The sequence below is a fragment of the Achromobacter sp. ACM01 genome (assembly GCF_014851745.1).
GTDB classification, from domain to species: domain Bacteria; phylum Pseudomonadota; class Gammaproteobacteria; order Burkholderiales; family Burkholderiaceae_B; genus Achromobacter; species Achromobacter aegrifaciens.
On record NZ_JACVAF010000002.1, the window covers coordinates 229579 to 254536 of the forward strand.

The following is a 24958-nucleotide window of genomic DNA, read 5'->3' on the forward strand; positions in this document are numbered from 1 at the left end:
TTTGTTGCAGGCCCCACTCTAGGAGCGCCGCGCGGGTCCGTCATGTCCTCACGGAAGAGGACATCGCGGCGGCGGGGGATGACCTTAGAATCGGGAAAACACGCGCAAGCGGGGGAAAACGACACCATGGAAGAGACAAACAACCCTATGCCCGCGGGCGGGGGGCCGGACCGTTGGGCCGAGTCCGCCGTCATGGACCTGGGCGGTCCGATGTTCCATGCCGCGCTGTTGCTGGCGTTGCGCGAAACCGTGGCCGCCGACCACGTGTCGCACGTGTTCTACGGCCACGAGGGCTCGGTGCAGTATTCGTCGGCCGCCAGCCTGCTCAACCAGTCCCTGATCGAATGGACCACGAATGTGTTCGTGGACAACGAGTTCTACCGGCGCGACCCCAATTACGGACTGCTGCGCGACATGGCGTGCCGGCCCGGCCACCATCCCGACCTGGTCGTCCAGACCGCGTCGCCCGAACGCATCGCGGATGACGAGTACCGCCGCGTATTGTTCGAGCGCCCGGGCTTTGCCAGCAAGATTTCGCTCATCGGCTGCCGCGATGAGGGCATCAGCTACCTGAACCTGTATTTCTCGCACGCCCATTCGCCGGACGTAGCCGAACTGATGCGCGGGCGAGCGCCCCTGCTGATCGCGTTGGCGCGGCGTCATCACCAGTTGTGCCGCGCGGAAACGGACGCGCCGCGCGCGCCGTCCTGGTGCAGCGGACTGTCGTTGCGCGAGATCCAGGTGGCGGACTTGCTGCGCCAGGGCCATACGGCGAAGGAAGTGGGGCGCGAACTGGGCCTGTCGCCCACCACCGTGGTCACCTACAAGAACCGCATCTTCAAGAAGAACAACGTGGCCAGCCTGAAGGAGTTCCTGATCAAGGCGCCGGCCGCGCGCGCCGTGCCGGCCTGTATGCCGGAGGCGGGCGGGCGCTGAGCGTCGGGGCTGCTGCTGCCGGGTTTCGGCGCCGGCTCGCGGGCGTCGGGTAGCGCTTGCCCGCGGCCCAGGTCGACGCCGTCGCCGCCGGCTTCGGCATCGCGCAACTGGCGACCTGGCTGGCGGCCGACGCCTTGCGCGACGGTCGGGTGGTCGAGGTGCTGCCGCAATTGGCCACCGAAGGCCTGCCGCTGTACCTGGCGTGGCCGCTGGGCAAGCAGTTGCTGCCCAAGGTGGATGCGGTGGTGGAAATGCTGGGGGAGTCACTCAGCATCGTGTAGCGGGCGGCCGCAATATCGTTTGGTCTGAGAAAGTGACGGCCCTGCGCCGCGCTGTTCCTATGTCTTCTACGCTCATGGTGGGAGGAGGACGGCTCAAGTAAACAGTTCTGTTTATTTATTCAACATTTTTGTTTATGCTCAATCAGGCCGTGACCATCGGTCATGAAATACAGCGAATTCAAGAGATGGCTGGAACGACAAGGGGCAGTGTTTGTGCCGCATAAGTCAGGCAGCAGCCATTACCGGGTTACCTTGAGCGGCGTGACCACTATCTTTCCACATCATGGGTCCAAGGAAATGGGCAAGCATCTGGAAAGCGAAATCAAGAAACAGCTCGGTTTGAAATGACGCCGTGCGTCACGTGGACACCCTTGCCTGGCACATTCATCAAACGGAAGCCCAAATGCTGACCTATCCCTATACCCTGACTCGCGACTCCAACGATACGTGGCTAGTCCGGTTTCGCGATATTCCAGAAGCGCTAGCCGTAGGGCAGGACGTCGATGAGGCGGCAATCAACGCCGAAGAGGCGCTCGAAGCTGCGCTGGAGATCTACTTCGAGGCGCGTCGCCCCATTCCCATGCCCTCCAAACCTGCCAAGGGCCAGGCGTCAGTAACCTTGCCCGCCTTGGTCACCAGCAAGGTTTTTCTGTCGAACGAGATGATTCTTCAGGGGGTGCGCAAGGCCGAGTTGGCGAGGCGCATGGGGGTTCACATGCCGCAAGTGGACCGGTTGCTCAACGTGCGACACGCATCCCGGATCGAGCAAGTCGAATCCGCTCTCGGGCAGCTTGGGCGCCGCCTGGACGTGTCGATTGCCTGAGGCTGGCAAGCCTGCAAGTCCCGCATGTCAATGAAAATCGGCCCCGCTAACGGGGCCGATCATCTTGCATCGGAAAACCAGGCTTACTCCGCAGTTTCCTGCAGCACGCGCCGGGCTTCCTCGGCCACGCGCTCGGGGGCGGTGCCGCCCACGTGCTTGCGGGCCGCGACCGAGCCTTCCAGGGTCAGGACCTGGTGCACGTCGTCGCCGATGCTGGCGTGGTAGGCCTTGAGTTCGTCCAGCGACAGGTCGGCCAGGTCGCAGCCGCGCTGTTCGCAGTCGCGCACGGCGTGGGCCACGACTTCGTGGGCGTCGCGGAACGGCACGCCGCGCTTGACCAGGTAGTCGGCCAGGTCGGTGGCGGTGGCGAAGCCTTGGAGGGCGGCGGCGCGCATGTTGTCGGCCTTGACCTTGATGCCGCCGGCCATGTCCGCGAAGATCGTCAGCGTGTCGCGCACGGTGTCGACGGTGTCGAACAGGCCTTCCTTGTCTTCCTGGTTGTCCTTGTTGTAGGCCAGGGGCTGGCCTTTCATCAGGGTCAGCAGGGCGACCAGGTGGCCGTTGACGCGGCCGGTCTTGCCGCGGGCCAGCTCGGGCACGTCGGGGTTCTTTTTCTGCGGCATGATCGAGCTGCCGGTGCAGAAGCGGTCGGCCAGGTCGATGAAGCCCACGCGCGGGCTCATCCAGAGCACCAGCTCTTCGGACAGGCGCGAGACGTGCGTCATGATCAGCGCGCCGGCGGCGCAGAATTCGATGGCGAAGTCGCGGTCGGACACGGCGTCCAGCGAATTGCGGCACACGCCGTCAAAGCCCAGGGTCTTGGCGACGCGCTCGCGGTCGATCGGGTAGGACGTGCCGGCCAGGGCGGCGGCGCCCAGCGGCAGGCGGTTCACGCGGCGGCGGCAGTCGGCCAGGCGCTCGGCGTCGCGGCCGAACATTTCGGCGTAGGCCAGCAGGTGATGGCCGAAGGTGACGGGCTGGGCGACTTGCAGGTGCGTGAAGCCGGGCATGATGGTGCCGGCGTTGTCCAGGGCCACCGTGGCCAGGGCGTGGCGCAGCTGGCGCAGCAGGTCCAGCAGGTTGTCGATTTCGGCGCGCAGCCACAGGCGGATGTCGGTGGCGACCTGGTCGTTGCGCGAACGGCCGGTGTGCAGGCGCTTGCCCGCGTCGCCCACCAGTTCCACCAGGCGCTTTTCAATGTTCAGGTGGACGTCTTCGAGGTCGAGCAGCCATTGGAAACTGCCGGCGTCGATTTCGGACAGGATCTGTGTCATGCCGCGCTGGATGTCGGCCAGGTCCTGGGCGCCGATGATGCCCTGGGCGGCCAGCATGTCCGCGTGCGCGAGCGAACCCTGAATGTCGTAGCGCGCCAGGCGCTTGTCGAAATCCACGGACGCCGTATAGCGCTTGACGAGTTCGGAAACCGGTTCCGAGAACCGGGCGGACCAGGCCTGCGCCTTGTTGGCGAACTGGTTTTGATCGGGGGAGGGAGTGTTTGCCATGATGGGCGGAATTATAGGGCCTGGCGCGCAAGGCCGCGCCGCCGGGCGCGGGTTCCGCGGGGGCGAACCCTCCGGCCCGGCCTTTGTCGGATAATCCTGGATTAGTTTCAAGACCTTAGAGCAGGAAGAGAGTCTATGCCCCTGGAATGGGAAGAGCTGGTCACCCAATTGGATACCCATCTGCCGCGCGAAGCCTGGGCGCAGACGCTGATCGGAATCGCCGCGCTGATCCTGACGGCGCTGTTCGTCCAGTGGGTCGTGGCCCGGGTCGTGCTGTTGCTGGCCCATCGCGTGCTGGTGCTGAGCGGCCGGGGCGACTGGGACAAGGCCCTGCAACGCCGCCGGGCATACCAGAACCTCTGGTACGCGGTGCCGTTCGCCGTGGTGTCGCTGGGCATAGGCCTGGTGCCGCACGTCGAGCGGGCGGTGACCATCGTCGGCCGGCTGGCGCATGCCGGCGCCTGGATCTGCGTGTTCGTGGCGTTTTCCGGGGTGCTGAGCGCCTGGCAGGATACCTATTCCGCCACCACCCGGGCGCAGACCCGCTCCATCAAGGGGTATATCCAGATCGGCAAGCTGATCCTGATGGCGGTATGCACCGTTTTGGTGCTTTCCATCCTGATCGACCGCTCGCCGCTCTGGATGATTTCCGGCCTGGGCGCGCTGTCCGCCGTGTTGCTGCTGGTGTTCAAGGACACGCTGCTGTCGCTGGTGGCCAGCACCCAGCTGACCAGCAACGACATGCTGCGCATCGGCGACTGGATCGAGATGCCGCAATCGAACGCCGACGGCTTCGTCAAGGACATCGCGCTGCACACGGTCAAGGTGCAGAACTGGGACAACACCGTCACCACGGTGCCCACCTACAAGCTGTTTTCGGAAAGCTACCGCAACTACCGCCACATGTTCGAATCGGGTGGACGGCGCATCAAGCGCACCGTGCGCATCGACTCGGCCAGCGTGCGCTTCCTGACCGACGACGAGGCGCAGCGGCTGATGCGTTTTCGCCTCTTGCATGACTACCTGCAGGCCAAGACCCACGATATCGCCCAGGCCAACCAGACCATGGGCGAACTGGCCAGCGTGCCCGCCAACCGCCGCCGCCTGACCAATATCGGCACCTTGCGGGCCTATGCGTTGGCCTATCTGAAACAGAATCCCGAGGTCCGCCAGGACATGGCGATGATGGTGCGCATGATGGAGCCCACCTCCGAAGGCATCCCGGTCGAGGTCTATTGCTTTACCGCCGTCACCGCCTGGGTCGAGTACGAGCGCATCCAGGGCGACATCTTCGACCATCTGCTGGCCATCCTGCCCGAACTGGGCCTGCGCCTGTACCAGCAGCCGTCCGGCGCCGATATCGGCGCAATGGGCGTCCACCTGCGCGAAGGCGCCTTGCAGGCCGCGCTGGCGGGCGAAGGCGGCCGTCCGGGCCTGGCCGCGCCGTCGGAACGCGGCCTGACCGACGAGAAGATGCCGCGCTAGCGGACAGCAGGCGCGGCAAGGCGCCGGGGCGGGGCCGGCGGGTGGCCCCGTGAGATAATCCAGGCGTTGAAATCCCTGGCGATAGACCCGATGTCGAACCCGTTCTTCAACCTGTATTCCCACGGCTTTGCCCGGGTGGCCGTCGGCGTGCCCGAATGCAAGGTCGCGGACCCCGCCTTCAATGCCGCCCAGACCATCGCGCTGGCGCAGCAGGCCGCCCAGGGCGGCGCGGTGCTGGCGGCGTTTCCCGAGCTGGGCCTGTCCGCCTATACCTGCGACGACCTGTTCCACCAGAAGGCCCTGCTGGACGAATGCGAAGCCGCGCTGGCCCAGGTGGTGGCGGCAACCGCTGAAATGGACATCGCCGTCGTGGTCGGCGCGCCGTTGCGCGTGGCCCATCAGCTGTTCAATTGCGCCGTGGTCGCCGCCGGCGGCCGCGTGCTGGGCGTGGTGCCCAAGAGCTACCTGCCCAACTACGGCGAATTCTACGAAGCGCGCCAGTTCAGCGCCGGCGATTGCGCCACCGCATCCGAGATCCGCCTGCTGGGGCAGACCGTGCCGTTCGGGTCCGAGCTGGTCTTCCAGATGGAAAAGCTGCCGCTGTTCCAGTTCCACGTCGAAATCTGCGAAGACGTCTGGGTGCCGATCCCGCCGTCTTCCTACGCCGCGCTGGCGGGAGCCACCGTGTTGGTGAACCTGTCGGCCTCCAACATCGTGGTCGGCAAGTCGGAGTACCGCCACCAACTGGTGGCGCAGCAGTCGGCGCGCTGCCTGTCGGCTTACATGTACACCTCCGCCGGGCGGGGCGAGTCGTCCACCGACATGGCCTGGGACGGCCAGGCGCTCATCTACGAAAACGGCGAACTGCTGGGCGAATCCGAACGCTTCCTCGGCCATTCCCACCTGCTGTTTGCGGACGTGGACCTCGAACGCCTGTCGCGCGAACGCATGCGCCAGACCACATTCGGCCAGTCCGTGCGTCGCCACCAGGACGAAGTCCGCAAATTTCGCAGCGTGGCGGTCCCCGTGAATCCGCCGCTGGAAGACGCCGAGCTGCCGCTGGAGCGGCGCGTGGCGCGCTTTCCCTATGTGCCGGCCGACCCGCAGCGCCGCGACGCCCGCTGCAAGGAGGTTTACAGCATCCAGGTCCAGGCCCTGGTCCAGCGCCTGTCGGCCAGCCGCATGTCCAAGGTCGTCATCGGCATTTCCGGCGGGCTGGATTCCACCCATGCGCTGCTGGTCTGCGCCAAGGCCATGGACGCGCTGGACCTGCCGCGCTCCAACATCCTGGCCGTCACCATGCCGGGCTTCGCCACCAGTTCGCGCACGCTGCAGCAGGCGCGCAAGCTGATGGAGGTGGTGGGGTGCACGGCTTCCGAGATCGACATCCGGCCCAGCTGCCTGCAGATGCTCAAGGACCTGGGCCATCCCTATGCCGACGGCAAGCCGGTCTATGACATCACCTTCGAGAACGTGCAGGCCGGCGAACGCACCAACCACCTGTTCCGCATCGCGAATTTCAACAACGCCATCGTCATCGGCACCGGCGACCTGAGCGAGCTGGCCCTGGGCTGGTGCACGTACGGCGTGGGCGACCACATGTCGCACTACAGCGTCAATGCCAGCGTGCCCAAGACGCTCATCACCCACCTGGTGCGCTGGGTCGCGGAATCCGGCCGCCTGGGCGACGAAGGCGCGCAGGTGCTGCTGGACGTGCTGGGCACCGACGTCAGCCCCGAACTGGTGCCGGGCGGCGCGGACGACAAGCCGGTGCAGAAGAGCGAAGACTCCATCGGTCCCTATGAACTACAGGACTTCAACCTGTACTACACGCTGCGCTACGGCTTTGCGCCGACCAAGGTGGCGTTCCTGGCGCTGGCGGCCTGGCGCGACCGCGAGGCCGGCGCCTGGCCCGAGGGCGGCCACGTGGCCCGCAACCAGTACGATCTGGCGGCCATCAAGCGCAACCTGAAGATCTTCCTGGACCGTTTCTTCCGCCTCAGCCAGTTCAAGCGTACCTGCGTGCCGAACGCGCCCAAGGTCGGCTCCGGCGGTTCGCTGTCGCCGCGCGGCGACTGGCGCGCGCCCAGCGACTCCGAGTCAGCGGTGTGGATGCGCGACGCCGAACGTATTCCCGACGAGGCCTGACCGGGATTTCCCGCCCAAGGGGGACCCGGCGTCCGGGCCCCCGCGGGTGGTATTCTCTTATCCGATGCGCCCTGCAGCCATGCCGTGTCAGGGCGACGCAACAGATCAAAAACCCAGGACGACCAACGTGAAACAAGTCACCGCCATCATCAAACCCTTCAAGCTCGACGAAGTCCGCGAAGCGCTGGCCGAAGTCGGCGTCAGCGGCCTGACCGTTACCGAAGTCAAGGGTTTCGGCCGCCAGAAAGGCCATACCGAGCTCTACCGCGGCGCCGAGTACGTGGTGGACTTCCTACCCAAGATCCGCGTTGAAGTGGTGCTGCCCGACAGCCAGGTCGAAGCCGCCATCGAAGCCGTGGTCAAGGCTGCCCGCACCGGCAAGATCGGCGACGGCAAGATCTTCGTCACGCCGGTCGAACAGGCCATCCGCATCCGCACGGGCGAAAGCGACGAAGAGGCGCTGTAAGTTCCTGGGGACTTGCGGCTGGCCGGATCCGCCGGCAGCCGCGAGACCGCAGCAGGATATTGCGGGCTTGGCGCGGCGGGGAAGCTGCCGCACCAAGCCCGCAACGCATTTTCCAGCCTAGCGGATGAGCTGATTCATCTCCAGGATCGGGCTCATCACCGCCAGCACGATCAGCAGCACGAATCCCCCCATCAGCAGTATCAGCGCCGGCTCCAGCAAGGCCGTCATGGCCATGGCGCGCCGCTCCAGATCGCGCGACAGGTTCTGCGCGCCGCGGTCCAGCAGTTCGGGCAGGCGGCCGGTCTTCTCGCCGCTGGCGATCAGATGCACCAGCAGCGACGGAAATACCTTTTGCGCGCCCAGCGAGGCCGACAGCGACGCGCCTTCGCGCACGCGCGCAGAGGCTTCGTCCACCGCCTGGCGCAGCACATCGTTGCCCAGGGTGCGGCGCGCCGCCTCCAGCGCCGTCAGCAATGCCACGCCGCTACCTGAGAGTATCGCCAGCGTGGAAGCAAAGCGCGCGGCATTCACACCCAGCACGAAGCGTCCCGCCAAGGGCAGCTTCAGCACGCGCGCATGCCAAGCCCGCCGCGCAGCGGGCGCGCGCAACGCATACCGCCACAGCGCGACGGCCGCCGCCAACGCCGCGCCCGTCGCCACGCCCCATTCGCGCACATAGTCCGACAACGCCAGCATGATGCGCGTCAAGAGCGGCAGTTCCTGCTTGGCCTGGCTGAACGCCGACACCACCTGCGGCACCACATAGCCCAGCAGGAAGATCACGATGATCACCGACACGCAGGCCACCACCGCCGGATAGATGAACGCGGTCAGCACCTTGCTGCGTAGCGCGTTGCGCTCCTCGATGTAGTCCGCCAGCTTCTCCATCACTTGCGCGAGATCGCCCGATTCCTCGCCAGCGCCGATAAGCGCGCGATAGATCTCCGGAAAGTCGCGCGGCCGTGCGGCCAGGGCGGTCGACAGCTTGTGGCCCGCGCGCACGTCGTCGCGCACGCCGCCCAGGGTGGCGGCGATATGTTTTTTCTCGGCCTGCTCCAGCGTGGCGCTCAGGGCCGCGTCCAGCGGCAGGCTCGCGGCCAGCAGGCTGGCGAGCTGGCGCGTCAGCCAGGCGAGATCCGCATCCGACAGGCGCGTGCGCAGCGATGCGCCGAACCCTTCGGCGCGCGCCGCGAGGGACGTGGACAGCGGCAGCAGGCCGCGGCCGCGCAGCTGGTTGCGGGCGCCGCGTTCGCTGTCGGCGTCGATCGTGCCGCGCACGATCTTCCCTAGTGCGTCGGTGGCTTCGTAACGGAAGGAAGGCATCTGGAAAGCATGGCCAGCGCGCATTCAAAAAGCGCGCAAAGCCCCGAATTTAAAGGGTTTCAAGGCCGCTACGATGCCTGCGGATTATGACCGTAGTGTTGCACTGTCACCACGTATACTCCGACGCGCTTTCACGTTTTTTCACACGATTTCACGTTTCAGGCACCTATCCCGTCATGCGTCATATTGCGCAATTCAGCCTTGCGGTACTGCTCGCCGCAAGCCAGCTCGGACCCGCAGCCAGCAGGGCTCACGCTCAACAGACCGACAATCGCGTCAGTCTGAATTTCGTCGACACCGACATCCCCGCCGTGCTGCGCGCGCTGTCGTTGTTCACGCAGCGCAACTTCCTGGTGGATCCGCGCGTCAAGGGCAAGCTGACGCTGGTGTCGGACCGTCCCGTGGACAGCGCGCAGGCGTTGTCGATGCTGACGGGCGCGCTGCGCATGCAGGGTTTTGCCATCGTCGAGGTCGACGGCGTGACGCGCGTGGTGCCCGAGGCCGACGGCAAGCTGCAAGGCAGCGTGGTCGCGGGCAGCGCGCGTCCCGCGCAAGCCGTGGGCGGCGCGGGCCGCGGTCCGGTGCCAGTGTCCGCGTTTGCCAAGGGCAGCAGCGGCGAAATGCTGACCCGCGTCTTCCCGCTGAAGTACGAAAACGCCGCCAACCTGGTGCCGGTGCTGCGCCCCATGGTGCCGCCCAACAACCCGATCAACGCCTATCCCGGCAACAACACGCTGGTGGTCACGGACTACGCCGACAACCTGGAGCGGATCGCGCAGGTCATCGCGCGCATCGACGTGCCCAGTTCGATCGACACCGACGTGGTGCCGGTGCGTTCGGCCGTGGCCACCGACCTCGCCATCCTGGCCTCGCAACTGCTGGATACGCAAAGCAGCGACCCGACCCAGCGCATCGCCGTGGTGGCCGATCCGCGCAGCAACAGCGTGCTGGTGCGTTCCGGCAGCCCGGCGCGCACGCGGCTGGCGCGCGATCTCATTATGAAGCTGGACGCGCAGCAGAACCGCGCCGGCAACCTGCACGTGGTCTACATGCGCAACGCGCAGGCCACGCGCATCGCCGAGGTCCTGGGCGGGGTGCTGACGGGGCAGGCGAATTCCGCGCCCGGCGCCACGGGCGGCGCCAGCGGCGGCACGGGCGCGCAGGGCGGAGCGCGCACGCAGAACGCCGCGGCTGGCATGCCGGCCCAGGCGACAGCGGGCATGGCCGGCATGTCCGGTTCGAACACGGGCGGATTGTCGGGCGAACAGGAACGCATCTCGCGCGAAGACAACAGCACGCAGGCCGTGTCGTATTCGGCCGGCGGCGCCACCATCCAGGCCGATCCGGCTACCAACTCGCTCATCATTTCCGCGCCCGAGCCGCTGTACCGCAGCCTGCGCGAAGTCATCGACCAGCTCGACCAGCGCCGCGCGCAGGTGCTGGTGGAAAGCCTGATCGTCGAAGTCAGCGAGGCCAAGGCGGCGGAGTTCGGCATCCAGTGGATGACGGGCGCCGGCAACATCAACAGCGACGGCACCAGCTTCATCGGCGGCACCAACCTGGGCGGCAGCGGCATCACCGGCAAGGGGCCGACCACCATCGACGGCATCGGCAGCGGCCTGAGCCTGGGGGTGGTCAAGGGCACGGTCGACGTGCTGGGCAACAAGGTGATCAACCTGGGCGTGCTGGCCCGTGCCATGGAGAACACTGGCGAAGCCAACATCCTGTCCACGCCCAACCTGCTGACCCTGGACAACCAGTCGGCCAGCATCCTGGTGGGCAAGACCGTGCCGTTCGTGACCGGGCAGTACGTGACCTCGGGCAGCAACGGCAGCACCAATCCATTCCAGACCATCGAACGTGAGGACGTGGGCCTGAAGCTGAACATCCGGCCGCAGATTTCCGAGGGCGGCGCGGTAAAGCTGGACATCTACCAGGAAGTCAGCAGCATCGACGAAAGCCGCTCCAACTCCACTACCGGCATCGTGACCAACAAGCGGGCCATCGACACCAGCGTGCTGATCGACGACGGCCAGATCATCGTGCTGGGCGGCCTGCTGGAAGACAACGTCACGCTCTCCACCAACAGCGTGCCACTGCTGGGATCCTTGCCGGTGATCGGCTCGCTGTTCCGCTACGACACGCGCAAGCGCACCAAGACCAACCTGATGGTGTTCCTGCGCCCCTACGTGGTGCGCGACGCCAACCGCACGGCGGGCGTCACCATGGACCGCTACGACTACATGCGCCGCGCGCAGGCGGCGGTGCAGCCGGGCCAGCACTGGGCGCTGCCCGACATGCAGGCGCCGATGCTGCCGCCGCCGGGCTCCGCGCCCTCGGTGTCCAACAACGCCTATGACCTACGTCCGGAACATCAGGCTGAAACGCTGCGCCGGCCGGCGCCGGTCACGGCTCAGTCCTTCGCCGTGCGCCAGTATGCCGGCATGGAACCCGCGCGCGACGCCTCGGGCGCGATCCGCGTGTCGCGCACGCTGATGCACAGCGTGGCCGTGGACCCCGATACGCTGCTATGAGCGCGCACCCCTTGCCTTATGCCTGGGCGCGGGCGCAGCGCGCGCTGCTGTCGCTGCGCGGCGGCCAGGCCCGGCTGACCGTCAGCCCGCGCACGCCGGAATGGGCGGTGCGCGAGATCCGCCGCTGCCACGGCGACATCGAGTTGGCGCAGGTCGAGGACCAGGCGCTGGAAACCTTGCTGACCGCGGCCTACAGCCATTCGGAGGATGCGGCCTCGGTGATGGGCGTGGCCGAGAACGAGATCGACCTGGACCGCCTGATGCAGGACATGCCCGAGGTGGCGGACCTGCTGGAGGCCCAGGACGACGCGCCCGTGATTCGCATGATCAACGCGCTGTTCGCCCAGGCGGCGCGCGACGGCGCCAGCGACATCCACATCGAACCCTTCGAGACCCACTCGGTGGTGCGCTACCGGGTCGACGGCACCCTGCGCGACGTGGTGTCGCCGCGCAAGGCGCTGCACGCCGCGCTGATCTCGCGCATCAAGATCATGGCGCACCTGGACATCGCCGAAAAGCGCTTGCCGCAGGACGGCCGCATCGCGCTGCGCGTGGGCGGACGACCCATAGACGTGCGCGTGTCCACCTTGCCCACCGGGCACGGCGAACGCGCGGTGCTGCGCTTGCTGGACAAGGAAGCGGGGCGCCTGCAGCTGGAGAAGCTGGGCATGGACGCGGGCGTGCTGGGCCAGCTGGACCGGTTGATCCGCCAGCCGCACGGCATTGTGCTGGTGACGGGGCCCACCGGCAGCGGCAAGACCACCACGCTGTACGCGGCGTTGAGCCGCCTGGACGCGTCCACCAGCAACATCCTGACGGTCGAGGACCCGATCGAATACGACCTGGCCGGCATCAGCCAGACGCAGGTCAACGCCAAGATCGACATGAGCTTCGCGCTGGCCCTGCGCGCGATTCTGCGGCAGGACCCCGACGTCATCATGATCGGCGAAATCCGCGACCTGGAGACCGCGCAGATCGCGGTGCAGGCCTCGCTCACCGGTCACCTGGTGCTGGCTACGCTGCACACCAACGACTCGGTGTCCGCCGTGACCCGGCTCACGGACATGGGCGTGGAACCTTTCCTGCTGGCGTCATCGCTTTTGGGCGTGCTGGCGCAGCGCCTGGTGCGCAAGCTCTGCCCGGCCTGCAAGAAACCCGCCACGCAGGACGGCGCGCGTGTGTTCCATCCGGTAGGCTGCGACGCCTGCAACCATACCGGCTACAGCGGGCGTTCCGGCATCCACGAACTCTTCACGGTGGACGACGAGGCGCGCCGGCTGATCCACGAAGGGCGTGACGAACGCGAACTGCGCCGCGCGGCGGCCGCGTCAGGCATGCGCACCATGCGTGAGGACGGGCAGCGCTGGGTCGACAGCGGGCAGACCTCGCCGGAGGAAATCCTGCGGGTGACGCGGGACGCCTGACGCCTACGCCCGCCAGCGGTCCGGAAAATCGAAGGAAAGCTGGCGGTGATGGCGGATCGAGAGCAGGTAGACCTGATTCTTGATCCGGGCGTACAGCATCAGGTAGTGCGCGGACACGTATTCGCGCAGCTCCGTATCCTTGGCGAGCGCTTGGATCTGTTTGGCCAGGCGCCTGGCGCCATTGGCGGCTTCCACCGAGCGCAGGGGCCTTTCCAGGAACAAGCGTCCCATGTCGGGAAAGGTCGCCAGGTTCGGGATGATCACCTCGGCCAAGTCGTCCAGCAAGGCGTCGAAAGCGCGCGGCATTCCCGCCTCCGCGAGGAAGGCTTCGATCTCTTCAAGCTGGCGCTCGAAGTGGGTGGTGAGCTTGACGCCAGGTTTCGCGGTCACGATGCCGGTCAGCGGGGAGTCTTGGCCGCGCGGCGGCGCTTGAGAGCCGACACCGCGCCTAGCGCGTCCTTGACTTTGCCGGACGCAACATCGGCCAAACCTCGGCTTGCGTCGTCGATCAACAGCAGGTGGATGCGTTCCTGTTCGAGCCGGTGGTAGTAGTCCAGCCGCTCGGCGTCGATCAGCGCAACGTAGCTTTCGCCATTCTTGGTGATGATTTTCTCAGCCCCCGATTTGACCTGATCGGCCAGCTCGGACAAATTGGCCCTGGCTTGAGACAACGGAATCACATCGGCGGACGAGATGCTCATGGCAGGCTCCCTAGGCTGGATATTTGTACATGATAACGTACATTTTCAGCGCGCGAGCCCACCGTCCCCGATTCATGTCCCGAAGGTCGCGACATCCCCCGAACGCCGTCCCAGCGCCGATAGCAATCCGTCCAGCGCCGCCCGATCCGCCTCGCGCGCGGCGCCGGCGTAGGTTGCCTGGCCCTGGAACTTCAGGCCGCCGCGCCCGCCCGCGCTGCCCTGGCCGCTGACGTCCAGCAGGCCGCTTTCCGTGCTCAACGCCAGCGTGGCGCCAGACTTGCCGCCTTGTACCCGCAGCAGATACGAGCCCACGGGCGCCACCGGCGTCAGCGCGGTGCTGGCGTTGCGCCAGCGCAGTTCGGCCACGGGGCCGGCGGGCAGGGGCGCGCCCAGCCGCAGCGGCTGCCAGCGGACTTCCAGCGTGCCCTGGGGGGCAATGGTGTTCCACGGCGCGCCCAGCGCGGACAGGATGGAGGCGGGCGCGCGCAGCGACTGGGCCGGCACGGACACGCCGTTCCAGCCGGGCGTGGCGCGCAAGGGACCTTGCAGCCAGGGGTGGGAGATATCCAGAGCGAGCACGTCCCAGCGCCATTGCCATTGCACCGGTTGCGGCAGCATGCGGCGCGCGCCAGGCGGGCCCAGCGCGATCCAGGCGCTGCCGCGCCACAAGGTGCCGCTGGCGTCGGCCAACGTGACCGGCGCCTTGTCCGGCAGCAGGGCCAGCAGCCAGCGCGCGGGCAGCACGGTGACGGCGGCCGCGGCGGCGCAGACGGCGCCGGCCAGGAGCAGGGCGGCGGAACGTTTGGAAAACGGGAAGCCGGACATCTCAGCCACGCTCCGAAGCTTGCGGCGCCATCAGGCTCACCTTGCCATTGACCAGGCCGGGCAGCGGCCGCCCGTTGACATTGGCGGCACGGGTGAGCTGCACTTCCTTGACCGCCAGGCCCCAATCGCGCGCTGCTCCGTCGAGCCAGCGCAGCAAGGCCGAAGAGGGCGCCTGCTTCAGCGTCAGCAGTACGCCCGGGCCGTGTTCGGGCTCGCCCAGCGCCCACTGTTCCGCGGCGAGTCCGGCGCGCTCCAGCGAGGCGCCGATTTCCGCGGCGCTGGGCAAGGCGCCGGCGGGCGCCGCGGATTTGCGCCGCAACGCCGTGGCTTGGGCGGTCAGGTCCGCGACCGTGGCCGCCTGGCCGCGCAGCGCGGGCAATTCCGCTTGCAGTTTGCGCAGCGTGTTCAGGGGCGGTTCGATCAGGGTCACGAAGACCAGCGCGCCGCCCAGCAGCAGGGCAGCCGCGGTCACCAGCCGGCGCTCGCGCGGCGCCAGCGCCTGGTAGCGTAGTCCGGCGCGCGCCAGCGCGGGAGTCAGGGTCTTGGCCAGCGACTGTCTGGCCGCATGCAGGGCTTGCGGGAGTTTCATGGTTGCGCGCGCACGATGCGCCAGGTGGTGTCGTTGTCGCCGCGTTCGAGCTTCAGGCCCAGGGCCGCGGCTTGCTGGATCAGCGCGGGCGTCTCAGCCACGCGTTGCGACTGCTCGCCGGCATCCGCCAGTTGCAGCGTCAGCGCCTGTTCGGCGTAGCCCAGGCGGGCTACCTTGTCGGCGGCGAAGGGCAGGGCCTGGGCCGCGGCGCGCGCCAGGGGCAGGAGGTCGGCGGCATTGGCCGCGCCGCGGTTCGCCTGCAGCGCATCCAGGCCTTGCTGCGCCTGGCGCGGCGGATCCAGGACCACCGGCAGGTCGGGGAACGCGGCCAGGACCTGCGCGTGCATGCCGTTGCGCAACGCGTCGGCTTCGGCTTGCAGTTGCGAGGCGTACAGGTTCAGCCCGCCTATCCAGACCACTGCCGCGGCCGCGCCCCAGCGCCAGGCGGGGCGCCAGGCCGAGACGCGGGCCGGCGCCAGCTGGGGCATGGCCAGCGACCACGAAGGCGAGGGCGCCTGCCAGCGGGGATCGGCAGGGTCGCGCAATGGCGCCGTGGTTTCGGCCGCCAGCGCTTGCGGCGCGATGAGCGCCTGCGTGCGCAAGCCCTGCGCATTCAGCAGGCTCCAGCCGCGGCGCACGGGTTCGCGCGCGGCCCAGGCCAGCGGCACCGTGCCGTCGGTCGAGCGCGGGCCGTGGCCGATGGCCAGCGCGTCCAGGTCGCTGAGCACCAGCGGCTCCAGGGCGCTGTGCACCGCGGCGGCAAATCGGGCGCGCGCCACCGCGGGGATCTGCACGCTGGCGGCGATCACGTCGGCGGGATGCAGCACGGCTTCGCAGGCGGCGTGGGGATAGGCATGGCCCAGCGCCTCAAGCGCGAGCTCGCCCTGGCGGGCGCAGCGGCCGCGCCGGTCGAACCAGGCATAGGGCAGGAGAGAGCCGGCGCCGAACTCGTCCAGCGGCGGCAGCGCGATGCGCAGGATGTTCTTCAAGGTATTTCTCTGGTCCATAAGGTGTCTGGGGCGGCGGGCGGTGAACTGCGCAGCAGCGCCTGCATGGAGATGCGCGCCCGCTCATAGGCCACGGTGCCGCTGGCCAGGAACCAGCCGCTGGTGGTGGCGACGGCGGGCGCAGGCGCTTTGACCCCCGCGCCCGCCAGACGATTGGCGAAATCGCCGGAATTGTTGAACCAGTTGCCGCGGTCGCGCTCGCCCGCCATGGAACGCGCCTGGCTGAGCGACAGGCCGGGCACCAGTGCCGCAAGCACCTCCGCGGGCGCGGTGTTGACGTTGACGCTGGTGGAAACGGGCAGCACCGTCATCGTGCGGCGCAGCTCGTTGCGAGCCGACGGCTCCAGCGCCAGCAGGGCCGCCACTTCGTCCACGCCGCGCGGCAAAGGGGCGCGGGCGTCGGGCGCGGGCCGTCCTGGCGGCGCCGCCGGCGCATCCGCCGGCGGCGCCACGGGCTGCGCGGCCGACATGATGTCCACCATGCGCGCGGCCAAGGTGTCGGGCAGTTGCAGCGTGTTCAGCAGCCGGCGCAGTACCCGTTCCTGCTCGGGTTGCGGCACGCCATTGTTCGCCAGGTTATAGAGGTTGTACTTGCCTTGTTCGTCCTGCACGCGGCCGGAGAACACCGCGACGCGTTCGTCGCCGGGGCGTTCGATGCGCGTGTCCAGCACCGGGGTGGCCCAGATCTGGTCGCCGCGGGTGATGGATTCGCGCTTGCTGTGGTCGCGCACGATCAAGCGGGCCCAGTCTATGCCGCCCGCCAGCATGGCGCGCGCCTGCACCCGCGCCATCTCGTTTTCCACGCGCCGCGTGCTGGCGGTCTGGCGCTGGAACAGGCCGGTGGTCAAGGCCGCGACGATGGCGACGATGATGAGCGCGCTGATGACCGCTGCGCCGCGTTCTGCGTTACTCGGGCGTCTCATGGCAGCTCCAGCACGCGGGTATAGCGCTCGGGGGATCCCGGGGCGCCGCGTTCCAGCACGATCTCCAGGCCGGTCGGGGCGGCGGCCTGATTGCCTTCGCCATTCACCCAACCGGTACCCGGCACCCAGGCGCGCAGCGTCAAGGCTCGCGTGCCGGGCAGCAGGAGGATGCCGTTGTCCGCCGCGGGCAGCGGACTGCGCGCCGCCGATGGCCCGCTGGCGCGCCACAGGCCGTCCTTGCGCACCTGCCATTGCACGCGCTGCCACAGGCCGTTGCCGTCAGGGTCGGGGCGCAGGATCTCGAACACGGGCCCGCCGCCTGCACGGCGCAGCAGGCGCAGGCCGCTGGTGTAGGCCTGCGCGTCCAGACCCGCCGGCTCGAAGCCGGGTCCGGTGTAGGACAGTTCCACATCGCGCGCCATCTGGCCCAGTGTGCGGACGATGGCGTCGATGTCCTCGGCCTGTTCCTCGATCCGCTCGCGCGCGCCGGACACGCTGGCCAGGCCGCGCCAGGCCATCAGGCTGACCAGCGCCATCAGCGCCAGGGCCACCAGCACTTCGATCAGCGTGAAGCCGGCTTGGGATTGGGGAGGGCGGCGCATGGCTATCTCAGGCTGGACAAGAGGCCATCCAGCTGCAGCAGTACGGCGTCCGCCTGCGCGGCGCTGGCGTCGCGCACCCTGATCGACACCTGGCGGAAGCTGCGGTTCATCGAATTCGTAAACTCCATTTCGCACTGCAAAGCCCGGCCGCCCTGAGCACAGGGCGCGCTGCGCGTGCCTGCACGCGGCAGCGCTTGTTCCAGCCGCAACTGGGCCAGCGCGTTCTGCGCAGCCAGCAGCGCCAGCGTCTTGTCCTGCAGGGCGCGGTTGTTTTCCGCCATGACGCCGGTCGCGCGCAGGGCGGCGCCCATGGCGACGGCGATGATGGCCAGGGCTACCAGCACTTCGATCAGCGTGAACCCGCGCTGCCGATCGGGCGGGCGGGGCGGTTCATTGAATTTCATAGCGGCCCGCGGCGTCGCGCTGCAAGGTGACGCGGGCATCGCCCGCGCTCAGCGTCAGCGTGACCGGCGCGGCGACCCATTCCGTGTTGAACACCAGCGGTCGGTCCGGATCGAGCCGTAGCGCCACCGGCGCCGCCGACCAGGATTGCGGGCGCAGCACCTCGTCGCGCTCCAGCCGGTCCGGCGGCAGCGGCCTGTCTTCCTCGGCGTTCGGGCCTGGCAGCCGGCCCTGGCGTTCGAACGACCAGCCCTGGCCGTTGGCGAGCCAGCGGATGGGACGGCCGTCGCTGCGGGCCTCGCTCTGGGCCACGGTGAAGGCGTCGGCCAGGCGCAGGGCGTCGCCGCGCAAGCGGTTCTCGCCGCGGCCCACGGACAGGCTCACCATGCTGGCCGCGATCGCCACGATCACCAGCACTACCAGGACTTCGACCAGCGTGAAGCCGCGTTCAGAGTTCCCAGGAGCCGATGTCGGCATCGCCGCTCTCTCCGCCGGGCTTGTTGTCGGCGCCGAACGAGAACACGTCGATATCGCCTTTGACGCCAGGGCTCAGGTATTGGTAGGGATGGCCCCAGGGATCGTTGGGCAGCTTGTCCAGGTACCCGCGCCAGTTGTTCACGCCTTCGGGCTTCTGCACCAGCGCGCGCAAGCCCTGCGCAGTGCTGGGGTAGCGGCCATTGTCCAGGCGGTACAGCTTCAACGCCTGCATGATGCCGGCGATGTCCTGGCGCGCGGCGACCTGGCGGGCCTGGTCGGGACGATCCAGCACGCGGGGGACGATCAGCGCCGCAAGTATCCCCATGATCACAATCACCACCATGATCTCGATGAGGGTGAAACCTTGCTGGCGGGCAAGCCCGCGCGGTAACTGACGCACTTGATGACTCCGGTCTTTCAGTAGGAGCGGAGGATTGTGGACATGAAATATGACAGCAATAGTGACGGCGCGGCCAAATGCGGGCAGGTCCGGTCTGCGCCCGGGGCGCGCGTCGCAGCGCCTGCGGTGCGGCTCACTTTTCGCGCGATATGCCGGCGGGAGCGGGCAGGGCGGCCGGGGCCGGCAGGCGGCTGGCGCGCCCAGCCTGTTCCACCGTCACCGCGTCCGCGGCGACTTCGCGCAGCACGATGCCGGGGGCCACTTCGCCGCCCGCGCGCCAGGCCAGCGGCGGACCGCCGTCGATGCTGAGCACGGCGGCGCCATCGGCGCCTGCGGCGATCACGCCCAGCACGGAGATCTGTGTGCGCATGGCCTCGTCCTTGCCGAACCACAACGCCACGGGCGTGTTGTCGGCAGCGCGCGGCGCTTGCGCCGACACCGCCGGAGGCAGGGCGCCAGCCTTGGGCGCAAGCAGGATCGACGCCCATACGCCCAGGCCGGCGGCCAGGGCCAGCACGGCGAGTATGCGGAATGCGGCGGGCAGGGTCGGGCGCAGGAACAGGGGCATGGATTGAACGTGCGTGGCGGGTTGAGACCGCGCCGACTATAGCCGCCGCACATGACAAGCCCGCGATGCGCGGCGCCTGCGCCATGGTTGCGCGCAAAAGAATCCTGATCCGTCGATCAAGGTTTCTCTTCTTTGCTTCACGGGGCTTTCACCTTGGCTGGCCATCATGTGGCCCTGCATAAAACCCTGTTCATGACTAGAGAAGAGAAGCATGCAAGCATTGAATTGGAGAAGATGGTGCGCGGCCCTGCTGGCGACCAGTGCCCTGGCGGGCTGCGGCGGCAGCGACGATGACGACGACACCGAAGCGCCGCCGACCCAGCCGCCTGTGACCCAGCCGGACCCGACGCCCGCCGACAAGGTGCTGTTCATCGGCGTCGACGGCCTGACCTATGACGCGATGCGCCGCGGCGTGGCCGACAAGGCCTTGCCGAACCTCGCGCAGCTCAACGCCACGCGCGCCTGGACCGGCGGCGTGACGGACGCGCCCACGCAGCAGCCCACGTTGCTGGCGCCGGGCTGGGCGACGCTGCTGACCGGGCAATGGGCCGACCAGCACGGCGTGCGCTACAGCGTGCAGGGCGAAACGCTGCAATCGCCGACCCTGTTCCAGCGCATCAAGCAGGCGCGCCCCGAAGCGCGCACCGCCGCCGCCTTCAATTCGACCGTGGTGGCCGGCCTTATCGCCGGCCAGCGCGACGCGGGCTATCTGCAGTCGCTGACCGACTGCGCCGGCGCGGACGATTGCGTCGCCGCCCAGGCGCGCGACCGCATCACCGAAGGCTATGACGTGGTGGTGGCGCAGTTCGGCGCGCCGGAACGGATTGCCTCGGAGAACGGCTTCGGCTCGGCCTATGACAGCGCGATCCGGCAGGCCGACGCCGCCATCGGCGCGCTGACCAAGCAGATCGCCGACCGCAAGGCGGAGCACCCCGGCGAGAAGTGGCTGGTGATCGTGGCTTCCAGCCACGGCCTGGGCAAGACCGGCGCCAGCGACGGCCGTCCCATGTCCTCGAACAAGACCATCCTGTTGGCCGCCAACCAGCCTGCGCTGCTGGGCGGCAGCGCCGACGACGCGTCGTTCGACGGCCTGTGGGACAACAACTGGTACGCGCTGCCCAGCGCGGCCGATGTGGCGCCGACGGTGCTGGACCACCTGAAGGTCCTGCCGCCCGCCGCCAAGTACGACATGGCGGGCACCTCGCTTGCCGGCAAGCTGGCACTGCGCCACACCGCGGCCCGCACCTCGACCGACAACAAGAGCGTGACGCTGAGCTGGGTGCGCGTGGGCGAGCCGGCCGGCGACATCGTGGTCAGCCGCGACGGCGTGGAGATCGCACGCGTGGCCGGCACGGTGGCCGAGTATGTGGACAAGGGCTTCAAGTTCGACACCGAGGGCGTGCACACCTTGAACTACAGCGTGGCGGTCGGCAACGCGGTCAGCGCCGCGCGCACCACCGTGGCCTACACCAAGCCGCTGCCGTTGCTGGCTTCGCTGCGCACTGGCCTGACGATGCTGTTCCCGTTCGAAGGCAATATGACCGACATCGCCGCGGGCGGCGGAGCCATCACGCCGTTCGACGGCACGCAGGCGCCGGCCTATGCCGACACGGGCGTGTTCGGCAAGATGTTCAAGAACGACCGCAGCGCGGCGGCCCTGGGCGGCTTCAAGCTGGACTATCCGGCAGGCATGCTGGACGCGGCCCAGGCCTTCACCATCGGCTTCTGGTACCAGTCCGACGGCACCGCCAACGACCGGTCCATCCTGGGCAACAAGGACTACAACTCCGGCGGCAACCCTGGCATCACCATCGCGCAGTGGGCAGGTCCGGTGCTGTATTTCAACCTGGCTGGCGGCGGCTCGCGTGTCGACATCAACAACGTCAAGTTCACCCCGAACAAGCCGGTCTACGTTGCGATGACCGTGAACAAGACGGCCAAGACCCTGACGGCCTCCGTCTACGACAGCGAACTGGGCTTCTCGCAGCGCACCATCGGCACGGGCTCGGTCGACCTGACCAAGATCGCTGGCGTCTACGGGCCGCACCTGGGCCTGAACGAAGACGGACGCGGCACCTATGGCGTCTGCTGCGCCGGCACCAAGGGTCCCTACACGATGTATTTCGACGACCTGGCGTACTGGTCGCGCGCGCTCACCGAAGCTGAAGTGAAGTCGCTCGCCCTGTCCGGCAAGTCCGTTTCCGAACTGTTTCCCTGATGTACCGAGGATAAAAAAATGAGCATGTCCATGATCTTGCGCGGTTTCCTGCGCCTGGGCGCGGTGCTGATGCTGAGCGCCACGCTGGCTGCCTGCGGCGGCGATGACGGCGACGACGACGGTGGCAAGGACCCCGGCACCGGCCAGCCCGAAACGCCGAAGCCCGAGCCCGTCAAACCCGAATTGCGTTGCGCGCCTTGAGCGGCGCTCCCTCCAGATCCATAGGAATAGAATCCGTGACGTTCGATAAAGACCAGGTCCACGCCGGCAAGCGCCGCTTCCTGCGCAACGCCGCCGCCTCGACCGCAGGCCTGACCGCGCTGTCGATGTTCCCGCCGGCGATCCGCCGCGCGCTGGCCATCCCCGCCAACAACCGCACCGGCACCATCAATGACGTCGAGCACGTGGTCATCCTGATGCAGGAAAACCGCTCCTTCGATATGTACTTCGGCACCTTCAAGGGCGTGCGCGGCTTCGGCGACCGCATCACCATTCCGCTGCCTGAAAAGCGTTCGGTCTGGGAGCAGAGCAACGGCACCCGCGTGGTGATGCCGTATCACCTGGACAGCAGCCAGGGCAACGCCCAGCGCGTGGCCGGCACGCCGCACGACTACGTGGACGCGCAAATGGCCTGGGACGGCGGCCGCATGGACCACTGGCCGCGCTACAAGCAGAACCAGTCCATGGGCTACTACAAGAAGAAAGAGGTGGAGTTCCAGTTCGCGCTGGCCGAAGCCTTCACGCTGTGCGACGCCTATCACTGTTCTACCCACGGCGGCACCAACACCAACCGCCTGTTCCACTGGACCGGCACCAACGATCCGCTGGCCCTGGGCAACGGCCCCTCGACCCGCAACCAGTGGGACAGCCTGGGCGCCTCGTCGACCGGCTGGACCTGGAAGACCTATCCCGAGCGCCTGCAGGAAGCCGGCGTCAGCTGGAAGGTCTACCAGAACCTGCCCGAAAACTTCGGCGACAACCCGCTGGCCGGCTTCAAGCAATACCGCCGCGCCAACGAGCTGGCCGGCAACAGCGCCAACGGCGCGCCCTATCCGGCCTGGACGCCGTCCATGGACGCCGCCAACCCGCTGTACAAGGGCACGGCCAACACCATGCCCGACGGCGGCTTCCTGAAGGCGCTGCGCGAGGACGCCGTCAATGGCACGCTGCCGCAGGTGTCGTGGATCGTGGCGCCCGCCACGTATTCCGAGCACCCCGGCCCGTCCAGCCCGATCCAGGGCGCCTGGTACATCCAGGAAACGCTGGACGCGCTGACGGCCAACCCCGAGGTCTGGAGCAAGACCGTGCTGCTCATCAACTTCGACGAGAACGACGGCTATTTCGACCACCTGCCGCCGCCCGCCGCGCCCTCGCTGAACCCGGACGGCTCGATGGCCGGCGCCTCCACCGTCAACACCGACCTGGAGCGCCATACCCATGCCTCCGCCCAGGACGCCGCCGACGACCGCGTCTACGGCCCGGGCCCGCGCGTCCCCATGTACGTGGTGTCGCCGTGGAGCCGCGGCGGCTGGGTCAACTCGCAGGCATTCGACCACACTTCGGTGCTGCGCTTCCTGGAAGCCCGCTTCGGCGTGGCCGAGGACAACATCAGCCCCTGGCGCCGCGCGGTGCTGGGCGACCTGACTTCGGCCTTCAACTTCGCCACGCCCAACAACGAAAAGCTGCCCGACCTGAACCTGCTGACCCGCGCGGGTTCGGACAGCGAGCGCAGCGCGCAGGAAGCGCTGAAGGCCGTGCCGCTGCCCGATCCCAGCACCCAGGCCAAGCCGGTGCAGGAGCAGGGCGTGCGCTATTCCCGCGCCTTGCCCTACGAACTGCACACCAGCGCACGTGCCCAGCCGGACACGGGCGCCATGCGCCTGGTGTTTTCCAACACGGGCAAGCAGGCGGCGGTGTTCCACGTCTATGACCGCCTGCACCTGGACCGCCTGCCGCGCCGCTACACGGTGGAGCCGGACAAGCAGCTGGAAGGCAACTGGGACACGGCGGCCGACGGCGGCAAGTACGACCTGTGGGTGCTGGGCCCCAACGGCTACCACCGCCATTTCGCGGGCGACCTGGCCCTGGCCCGCACGTCGGCGCTGGCGCCGGAGATCCGCGTCTGCTACGAAATCGCCAAGGGCGACGTCTACGTCAGCTTCATTAACGGCGGCAAGAATCCCTGCACCTTCGAAGTTGCGCCCAACGCCTACTACGCCAACCACGAGCGCTGGAAGTTCACGGTGCCCGCGGGCGGCCAGGTCGAACAGCACTGGGCGCTGGAAGGCAGCCAGGGCTGGTACGACTTCACTGTGCGCCTGGCCGAAGATCCTGCCTATCTGCGCCGCTTTGCCGGCCGCGTGGAAACCGGCCGCCCGTCGGTGACGGACCCGGCGATGGGGCTGTAAGCCTCAGGCGGCGGTCTGCGGTTCGCGCGCCTGGAACGCCTGGGCGCAGGCCTCGCAGATCGCCGCCGTGATGCCCTGGCGCGCATGCTCGCGCCGCTCCAGCATGCCGATGGCGCGCGCCATCGGCCCCAGGTCCTGCGGCAGGGTGAGAATCCGCAGTTCCGGGCTGTGCTGCCAGTTGGAGCCGTTGATCAGCGGCAGCAGCGTCACGCCGACCTCCTGGCGCACCAGCTCGACCAGGGTCTCGATGGCGTTGAGTTCCAGGTATTCGTTCAGCGGCACCGCCAGGCGGCGCAGCAGCCGGTCTATTTGCAGGCCGGTGCGCTGGGTGCGGTCAAAGCGCAGGAAGGGGTTCTGCGCCAGTACCTGGCGCGCGTCTTCGCCCGGCGCCGAGCGCGGCGCGATGACGACCAGCTGCTCTTCATATAGTGCGGTCCAGCGGGTGCTGGCCATCTTGCGCCCGGCCTCCACCAGGAAGGCCGCGTCCAGCTCGCCGTCCTCGACCTTGCCCGCCAGCTCGCTGGCCTTGCCCGACAGGATGCGCACGTCCAGCTTGGGGTGCTGCTTCTTCATGCCCGACACGACCTTGGACAGGGTCCCCATGCACGACACGATGCTGCCCACGGCGACCGACCCGGCCAGCTCGCCGGGCACGGTGCGCGGCAGCCGCATGCGGTCGTAAAGATCCAGCAAGTGCTTGATTTCCGGCAGTAATTCCCGGCCGGCGGCATTCAGGATGGCGAGCCGTCCGCTGCGGTCGAAGAGTTCGCGGCCCAGTTCCGTTTCCAGGGAGCGCATCTGGAAGCTGACCGCGGCCTGGGTCAGCGCCACCTGTTCGGCCGCTTCGGAGAAGGAACCGTGGTGCGCGACCGCCAGGAAAGTGCGCAGAAAACGGATGGTACTCACAAAAATCTCT

The 24958-nt window shown here is 68.0% G+C and carries 26 protein-coding genes; 12 read left to right on the forward strand and 14 right to left on the reverse strand.

Translation table 11 applies throughout. From position 1 onward, the window contains the following. The first annotated feature begins 126 nt into the window (after positions 1–126). The 4 genes from IB268_RS09500 (at position 127) to IB268_RS09515 (ending at position 2040) form a co-directional block, all read left to right on the forward strand. On the forward strand, positions 127–936 hold the full coding sequence (locus tag IB268_RS09500; RefSeq protein ID WP_119449488.1) for a helix-turn-helix transcriptional regulator: 810 nt from the start codon (positions 127–129) through the stop codon (positions 934–936). Between the two features lie 56 nt (positions 937–992). Next, positions 993–1217, forward strand: coding sequence for a LysR substrate-binding domain-containing protein (locus IB268_RS09505; protein ID WP_225588708.1), 225 nt, complete (start codon positions 993–995; stop codon positions 1215–1217). A gap of 162 nt (positions 1218–1379) precedes the next feature. Further along, positions 1380–1565, forward strand: a complete 186-nt coding sequence (locus IB268_RS09510) for a type II toxin-antitoxin system HicA family toxin (protein ID WP_082401192.1) — start codon at positions 1380–1382, stop codon at positions 1563–1565. A gap of 55 nt (positions 1566–1620) precedes the next feature. Continuing rightward, positions 1621–2040, forward strand: coding sequence for a type II toxin-antitoxin system HicB family antitoxin (locus tag IB268_RS09515; protein ID WP_054456849.1), 420 nt, complete (start codon positions 1621–1623; stop codon positions 2038–2040). An 83-nt stretch (positions 2041–2123) separates the two neighbouring features. Here IB268_RS09515 and argH read toward each other — a convergent pair whose 3' ends face one another. Next, the gene (gene argH, locus IB268_RS09520) at positions 2124–3542 is read right to left on the reverse strand and encodes an argininosuccinate lyase (protein WP_054456589.1); all 1419 of its coding nucleotides are present in this window, start codon (positions 3540–3542) and stop codon (positions 2124–2126) included. 135 nt (positions 3543–3677) lie between these two features. Between argH and IB268_RS09525 the strand changes: the two genes are divergently transcribed. The 3 genes from IB268_RS09525 to IB268_RS09535 all read left to right on the forward strand — a co-directional run bounded on the left by IB268_RS09525 (position 3678) and on the right by IB268_RS09535 (position 7641). Further along, positions 3678–5027, forward strand: a complete 1350-nt coding sequence (locus IB268_RS09525) for a mechanosensitive ion channel family protein (protein WP_119449493.1) — start codon at positions 3678–3680, stop codon at positions 5025–5027. 90 nt (positions 5028–5117) lie between these two features. After that, entirely contained in the window at positions 5118–7175 is a 2058-nt protein-coding gene (locus IB268_RS09530) for an NAD(+) synthase (RefSeq protein WP_054456590.1), read from the forward strand. Between the two features lie 127 nt (positions 7176–7302). Continuing rightward, positions 7303–7641: a P-II family nitrogen regulator gene (locus tag IB268_RS09535; RefSeq protein WP_013393295.1), complete on the forward strand. Its 339-nt coding sequence runs from the start codon at positions 7303–7305 to the stop codon at positions 7639–7641. A gap of 117 nt (positions 7642–7758) precedes the next feature. Here IB268_RS09535 and gspF read toward each other — a convergent pair whose 3' ends face one another. Beyond that, positions 7759–8964, reverse strand: a complete 1206-nt coding sequence (gspF, locus tag IB268_RS09540; protein ID WP_059374497.1) for a type II secretion system inner membrane protein GspF — start codon at positions 8962–8964, stop codon at positions 7759–7761. A 176-nt stretch (positions 8965–9140) separates the two neighbouring features. On the opposite strand from gspF, the gene gspD reads away from it, so the two are divergent. Further along, positions 9141–11498: a type II secretion system secretin GspD gene (gene gspD / locus IB268_RS09545; RefSeq protein WP_192354154.1), complete on the forward strand. Its 2358-nt coding sequence runs from the start codon at positions 9141–9143 to the stop codon at positions 11496–11498. Continuing rightward, entirely contained in the window at positions 11495–12922 is a 1428-nt protein-coding gene (gspE, locus tag IB268_RS09550; RefSeq protein WP_175163913.1) for a type II secretion system ATPase GspE, read from the forward strand. Before gspD ends, gspE begins: the two co-directional genes overlap by 4 nt. A gap of 3 nt (positions 12923–12925) precedes the next feature. Here the strand turns inward: gspE and IB268_RS09555 are convergent, their stop codons facing one another. The 11 genes from IB268_RS09555 to IB268_RS09605 all read right to left on the reverse strand — a co-directional run bounded on the left by IB268_RS09555 (position 12926) and on the right by IB268_RS09605 (position 19416). Beyond that, positions 12926–13312 (reverse strand): type II toxin-antitoxin system RelE/ParE family toxin, encoded by a 387-nt coding sequence (locus IB268_RS09555; protein ID WP_192354155.1) that lies wholly within the window; start codon positions 13310–13312, stop codon positions 12926–12928. An 8-nt stretch (positions 13313–13320) separates the two neighbouring features. Next, positions 13321–13623: a type II toxin-antitoxin system Phd/YefM family antitoxin gene (locus IB268_RS09560; protein WP_192354156.1), complete on the reverse strand. Its 303-nt coding sequence runs from the start codon at positions 13621–13623 to the stop codon at positions 13321–13323. Positions 13624–13695: 72 nt separating this feature from the next. Further along, positions 13696–14448, reverse strand: coding sequence for a type II secretion system protein N (gspN, locus tag IB268_RS09565; protein ID WP_192354157.1), 753 nt, complete (start codon positions 14446–14448; stop codon positions 13696–13698). Between the two features lies 1 nt (position 14449). Further along, positions 14450–15037 carry a type II secretion system protein GspM gene (gene gspM, locus IB268_RS09570; protein WP_192327341.1) on the reverse strand — a complete coding sequence of 196 codons (588 nt, stop codon included), beginning with the start codon at positions 15035–15037 and terminating at the stop codon, positions 14450–14452. Further along, positions 15034–16044, reverse strand: coding sequence for a GspL/Epsl periplasmic domain-containing protein (locus IB268_RS09575; protein ID WP_225591347.1), 1011 nt, complete (start codon positions 16042–16044; stop codon positions 15034–15036). The genes gspM and IB268_RS09575 overlap by 4 nt, the downstream gene beginning before the upstream one ends. Continuing rightward, entirely contained in the window at positions 16023–16967 is a 945-nt protein-coding gene (gene gspK, locus IB268_RS09580; protein ID WP_175182102.1) for a type II secretion system minor pseudopilin GspK, read from the reverse strand. The genes IB268_RS09575 and gspK overlap by 22 nt, the downstream gene beginning before the upstream one ends. Then, positions 16964–17569 (reverse strand): type II secretion system protein J, encoded by a 606-nt coding sequence (locus IB268_RS09585; RefSeq protein ID WP_192354158.1) that lies wholly within the window; start codon positions 17567–17569, stop codon positions 16964–16966. Before IB268_RS09585 ends, gspK begins: the two co-directional genes overlap by 4 nt. Before the next feature lie 2 nt (positions 17570–17571). Further along, positions 17572–17973, reverse strand: a complete 402-nt coding sequence (gspI, locus tag IB268_RS09590; protein ID WP_192354159.1) for a type II secretion system minor pseudopilin GspI — start codon at positions 17971–17973, stop codon at positions 17572–17574. Beyond that, positions 17960–18448: a type II secretion system minor pseudopilin GspH gene (gene gspH / locus IB268_RS09595; protein WP_175213208.1), complete on the reverse strand. Its 489-nt coding sequence runs from the start codon at positions 18446–18448 to the stop codon at positions 17960–17962. Before gspH ends, gspI begins: the two co-directional genes overlap by 14 nt. Beyond that, positions 18420–18848 (reverse strand): type II secretion system major pseudopilin GspG, encoded by a 429-nt coding sequence (gene gspG, locus IB268_RS09600; protein WP_054456600.1) that lies wholly within the window; start codon positions 18846–18848, stop codon positions 18420–18422. The genes gspH and gspG overlap by 29 nt, the downstream gene beginning before the upstream one ends. A 133-nt stretch (positions 18849–18981) precedes the next feature. Continuing rightward, a complete protein-coding gene (locus IB268_RS09605) occupies positions 18982–19416 on the reverse strand; it encodes a general secretion pathway protein GspC (protein ID WP_054456601.1) in 435 nt (144 codons plus the stop codon). A gap of 211 nt (positions 19417–19627) precedes the next feature. On the opposite strand from IB268_RS09605, the gene IB268_RS09610 reads away from it, so the two are divergent. Genes IB268_RS09610 through IB268_RS09620 form a run of 3 tightly spaced genes read left to right on the forward strand, consistent with a single transcriptional unit; the run spans position 19628 to position 24042 of the window. Further along, on the forward strand, positions 19628–21634 hold the full coding sequence (locus IB268_RS09610) for an alkaline phosphatase family protein (protein ID WP_192351978.1): 2007 nt from the start codon (positions 19628–19630) through the stop codon (positions 21632–21634). Positions 21635–21652: 18 nt separating this feature from the next. After that, the gene (locus IB268_RS09615) at positions 21653–21835 is read left to right on the forward strand and encodes a hypothetical protein (RefSeq protein ID WP_054456602.1); all 183 of its coding nucleotides are present in this window, start codon (positions 21653–21655) and stop codon (positions 21833–21835) included. A gap of 35 nt (positions 21836–21870) precedes the next feature. Beyond that, positions 21871–24042, forward strand: a complete 2172-nt coding sequence (locus IB268_RS09620; RefSeq protein WP_192354160.1) for a phosphocholine-specific phospholipase C — start codon at positions 21871–21873, stop codon at positions 24040–24042. 3 nt (positions 24043–24045) lie between these two features. Here the strand turns inward: IB268_RS09620 and IB268_RS09625 are convergent, their stop codons facing one another. Then, a complete protein-coding gene (locus IB268_RS09625) occupies positions 24046–24948 on the reverse strand; it encodes a LysR family transcriptional regulator (RefSeq protein WP_054456604.1) in 903 nt (300 codons plus the stop codon). Positions 24949–24958: the final 10 nt, after the last annotated feature.

What these genes read in the sequence shown, in the direction of transcription:
- gspI (WP_192354159.1), bottom strand. Translation starts at nt 17,973, where the DNA reads ATGAAATTCAATGAACCGCCCCGCCCGCCCGATCGGCAGCGCGGGTTC.
- IB268_RS09585 (WP_192354158.1), bottom strand. Translation starts at nt 17,569, where the DNA reads ATGCGCCGCCCTCCCCAATCCCAAGCCGGCTTCACGCTGATCGAAGTG.
- gspH (WP_175213208.1), bottom strand. Translation starts at nt 18,448, where the DNA reads ATGCCGACATCGGCTCCTGGGAACTCTGAACGCGGCTTCACGCTGGTC.
- IB268_RS09610 (WP_192351978.1), top strand. Translation starts at nt 19,628, where the DNA reads ATGCAAGCATTGAATTGGAGAAGATGGTGCGCGGCCCTGCTGGCGACC.
- IB268_RS09575 (WP_225591347.1), bottom strand. Translation starts at nt 16,044, where the DNA reads ATGGACCAGAGAAATACCTTGAAGAACATCCTGCGCATCGCGCTGCCG.
- IB268_RS09605 (WP_054456601.1), bottom strand. Translation starts at nt 19,416, where the DNA reads ATGCCCCTGTTCCTGCGCCCGACCCTGCCCGCCGCATTCCGCATACTC.
- gspF (WP_059374497.1), bottom strand. Translation starts at nt 8,964, where the DNA reads ATGCCTTCCTTCCGTTACGAAGCCACCGACGCACTAGGGAAGATCGTG.
- gspE (WP_175163913.1), top strand. Translation starts at nt 11,495, where the DNA reads ATGAGCGCGCACCCCTTGCCTTATGCCTGGGCGCGGGCGCAGCGCGCG.
- IB268_RS09530 (WP_054456590.1), top strand. Translation starts at nt 5,118, where the DNA reads ATGTCGAACCCGTTCTTCAACCTGTATTCCCACGGCTTTGCCCGGGTG.
- IB268_RS09525 (WP_119449493.1), top strand. Translation starts at nt 3,678, where the DNA reads ATGCCCCTGGAATGGGAAGAGCTGGTCACCCAATTGGATACCCATCTG.
- IB268_RS09515 (WP_054456849.1), top strand. Translation starts at nt 1,621, where the DNA reads ATGCTGACCTATCCCTATACCCTGACTCGCGACTCCAACGATACGTGG.
- IB268_RS09500 (WP_119449488.1), top strand. Translation starts at nt 127, where the DNA reads ATGGAAGAGACAAACAACCCTATGCCCGCGGGCGGGGGGCCGGACCGT.
- gspK (WP_175182102.1), bottom strand. Translation starts at nt 16,967, where the DNA reads ATGAGACGCCCGAGTAACGCAGAACGCGGCGCAGCGGTCATCAGCGCG.
- IB268_RS09615 (WP_054456602.1), top strand. Translation starts at nt 21,653, where the DNA reads ATGAGCATGTCCATGATCTTGCGCGGTTTCCTGCGCCTGGGCGCGGTG.
- IB268_RS09510 (WP_082401192.1), top strand. Translation starts at nt 1,380, where the DNA reads ATGAAATACAGCGAATTCAAGAGATGGCTGGAACGACAAGGGGCAGTG.
- argH (WP_054456589.1), bottom strand. Translation starts at nt 3,542, where the DNA reads ATGGCAAACACTCCCTCCCCCGATCAAAACCAGTTCGCCAACAAGGCG.
- gspD (WP_192354154.1), top strand. Translation starts at nt 9,141, where the DNA reads ATGCGTCATATTGCGCAATTCAGCCTTGCGGTACTGCTCGCCGCAAGC.
- gspM (WP_192327341.1), bottom strand. Translation starts at nt 15,037, where the DNA reads ATGAAACTCCCGCAAGCCCTGCATGCGGCCAGACAGTCGCTGGCCAAG.
- gspN (WP_192354157.1), bottom strand. Translation starts at nt 14,448, where the DNA reads ATGTCCGGCTTCCCGTTTTCCAAACGTTCCGCCGCCCTGCTCCTGGCC.
- IB268_RS09560 (WP_192354156.1), bottom strand. Translation starts at nt 13,623, where the DNA reads ATGAGCATCTCGTCCGCCGATGTGATTCCGTTGTCTCAAGCCAGGGCC.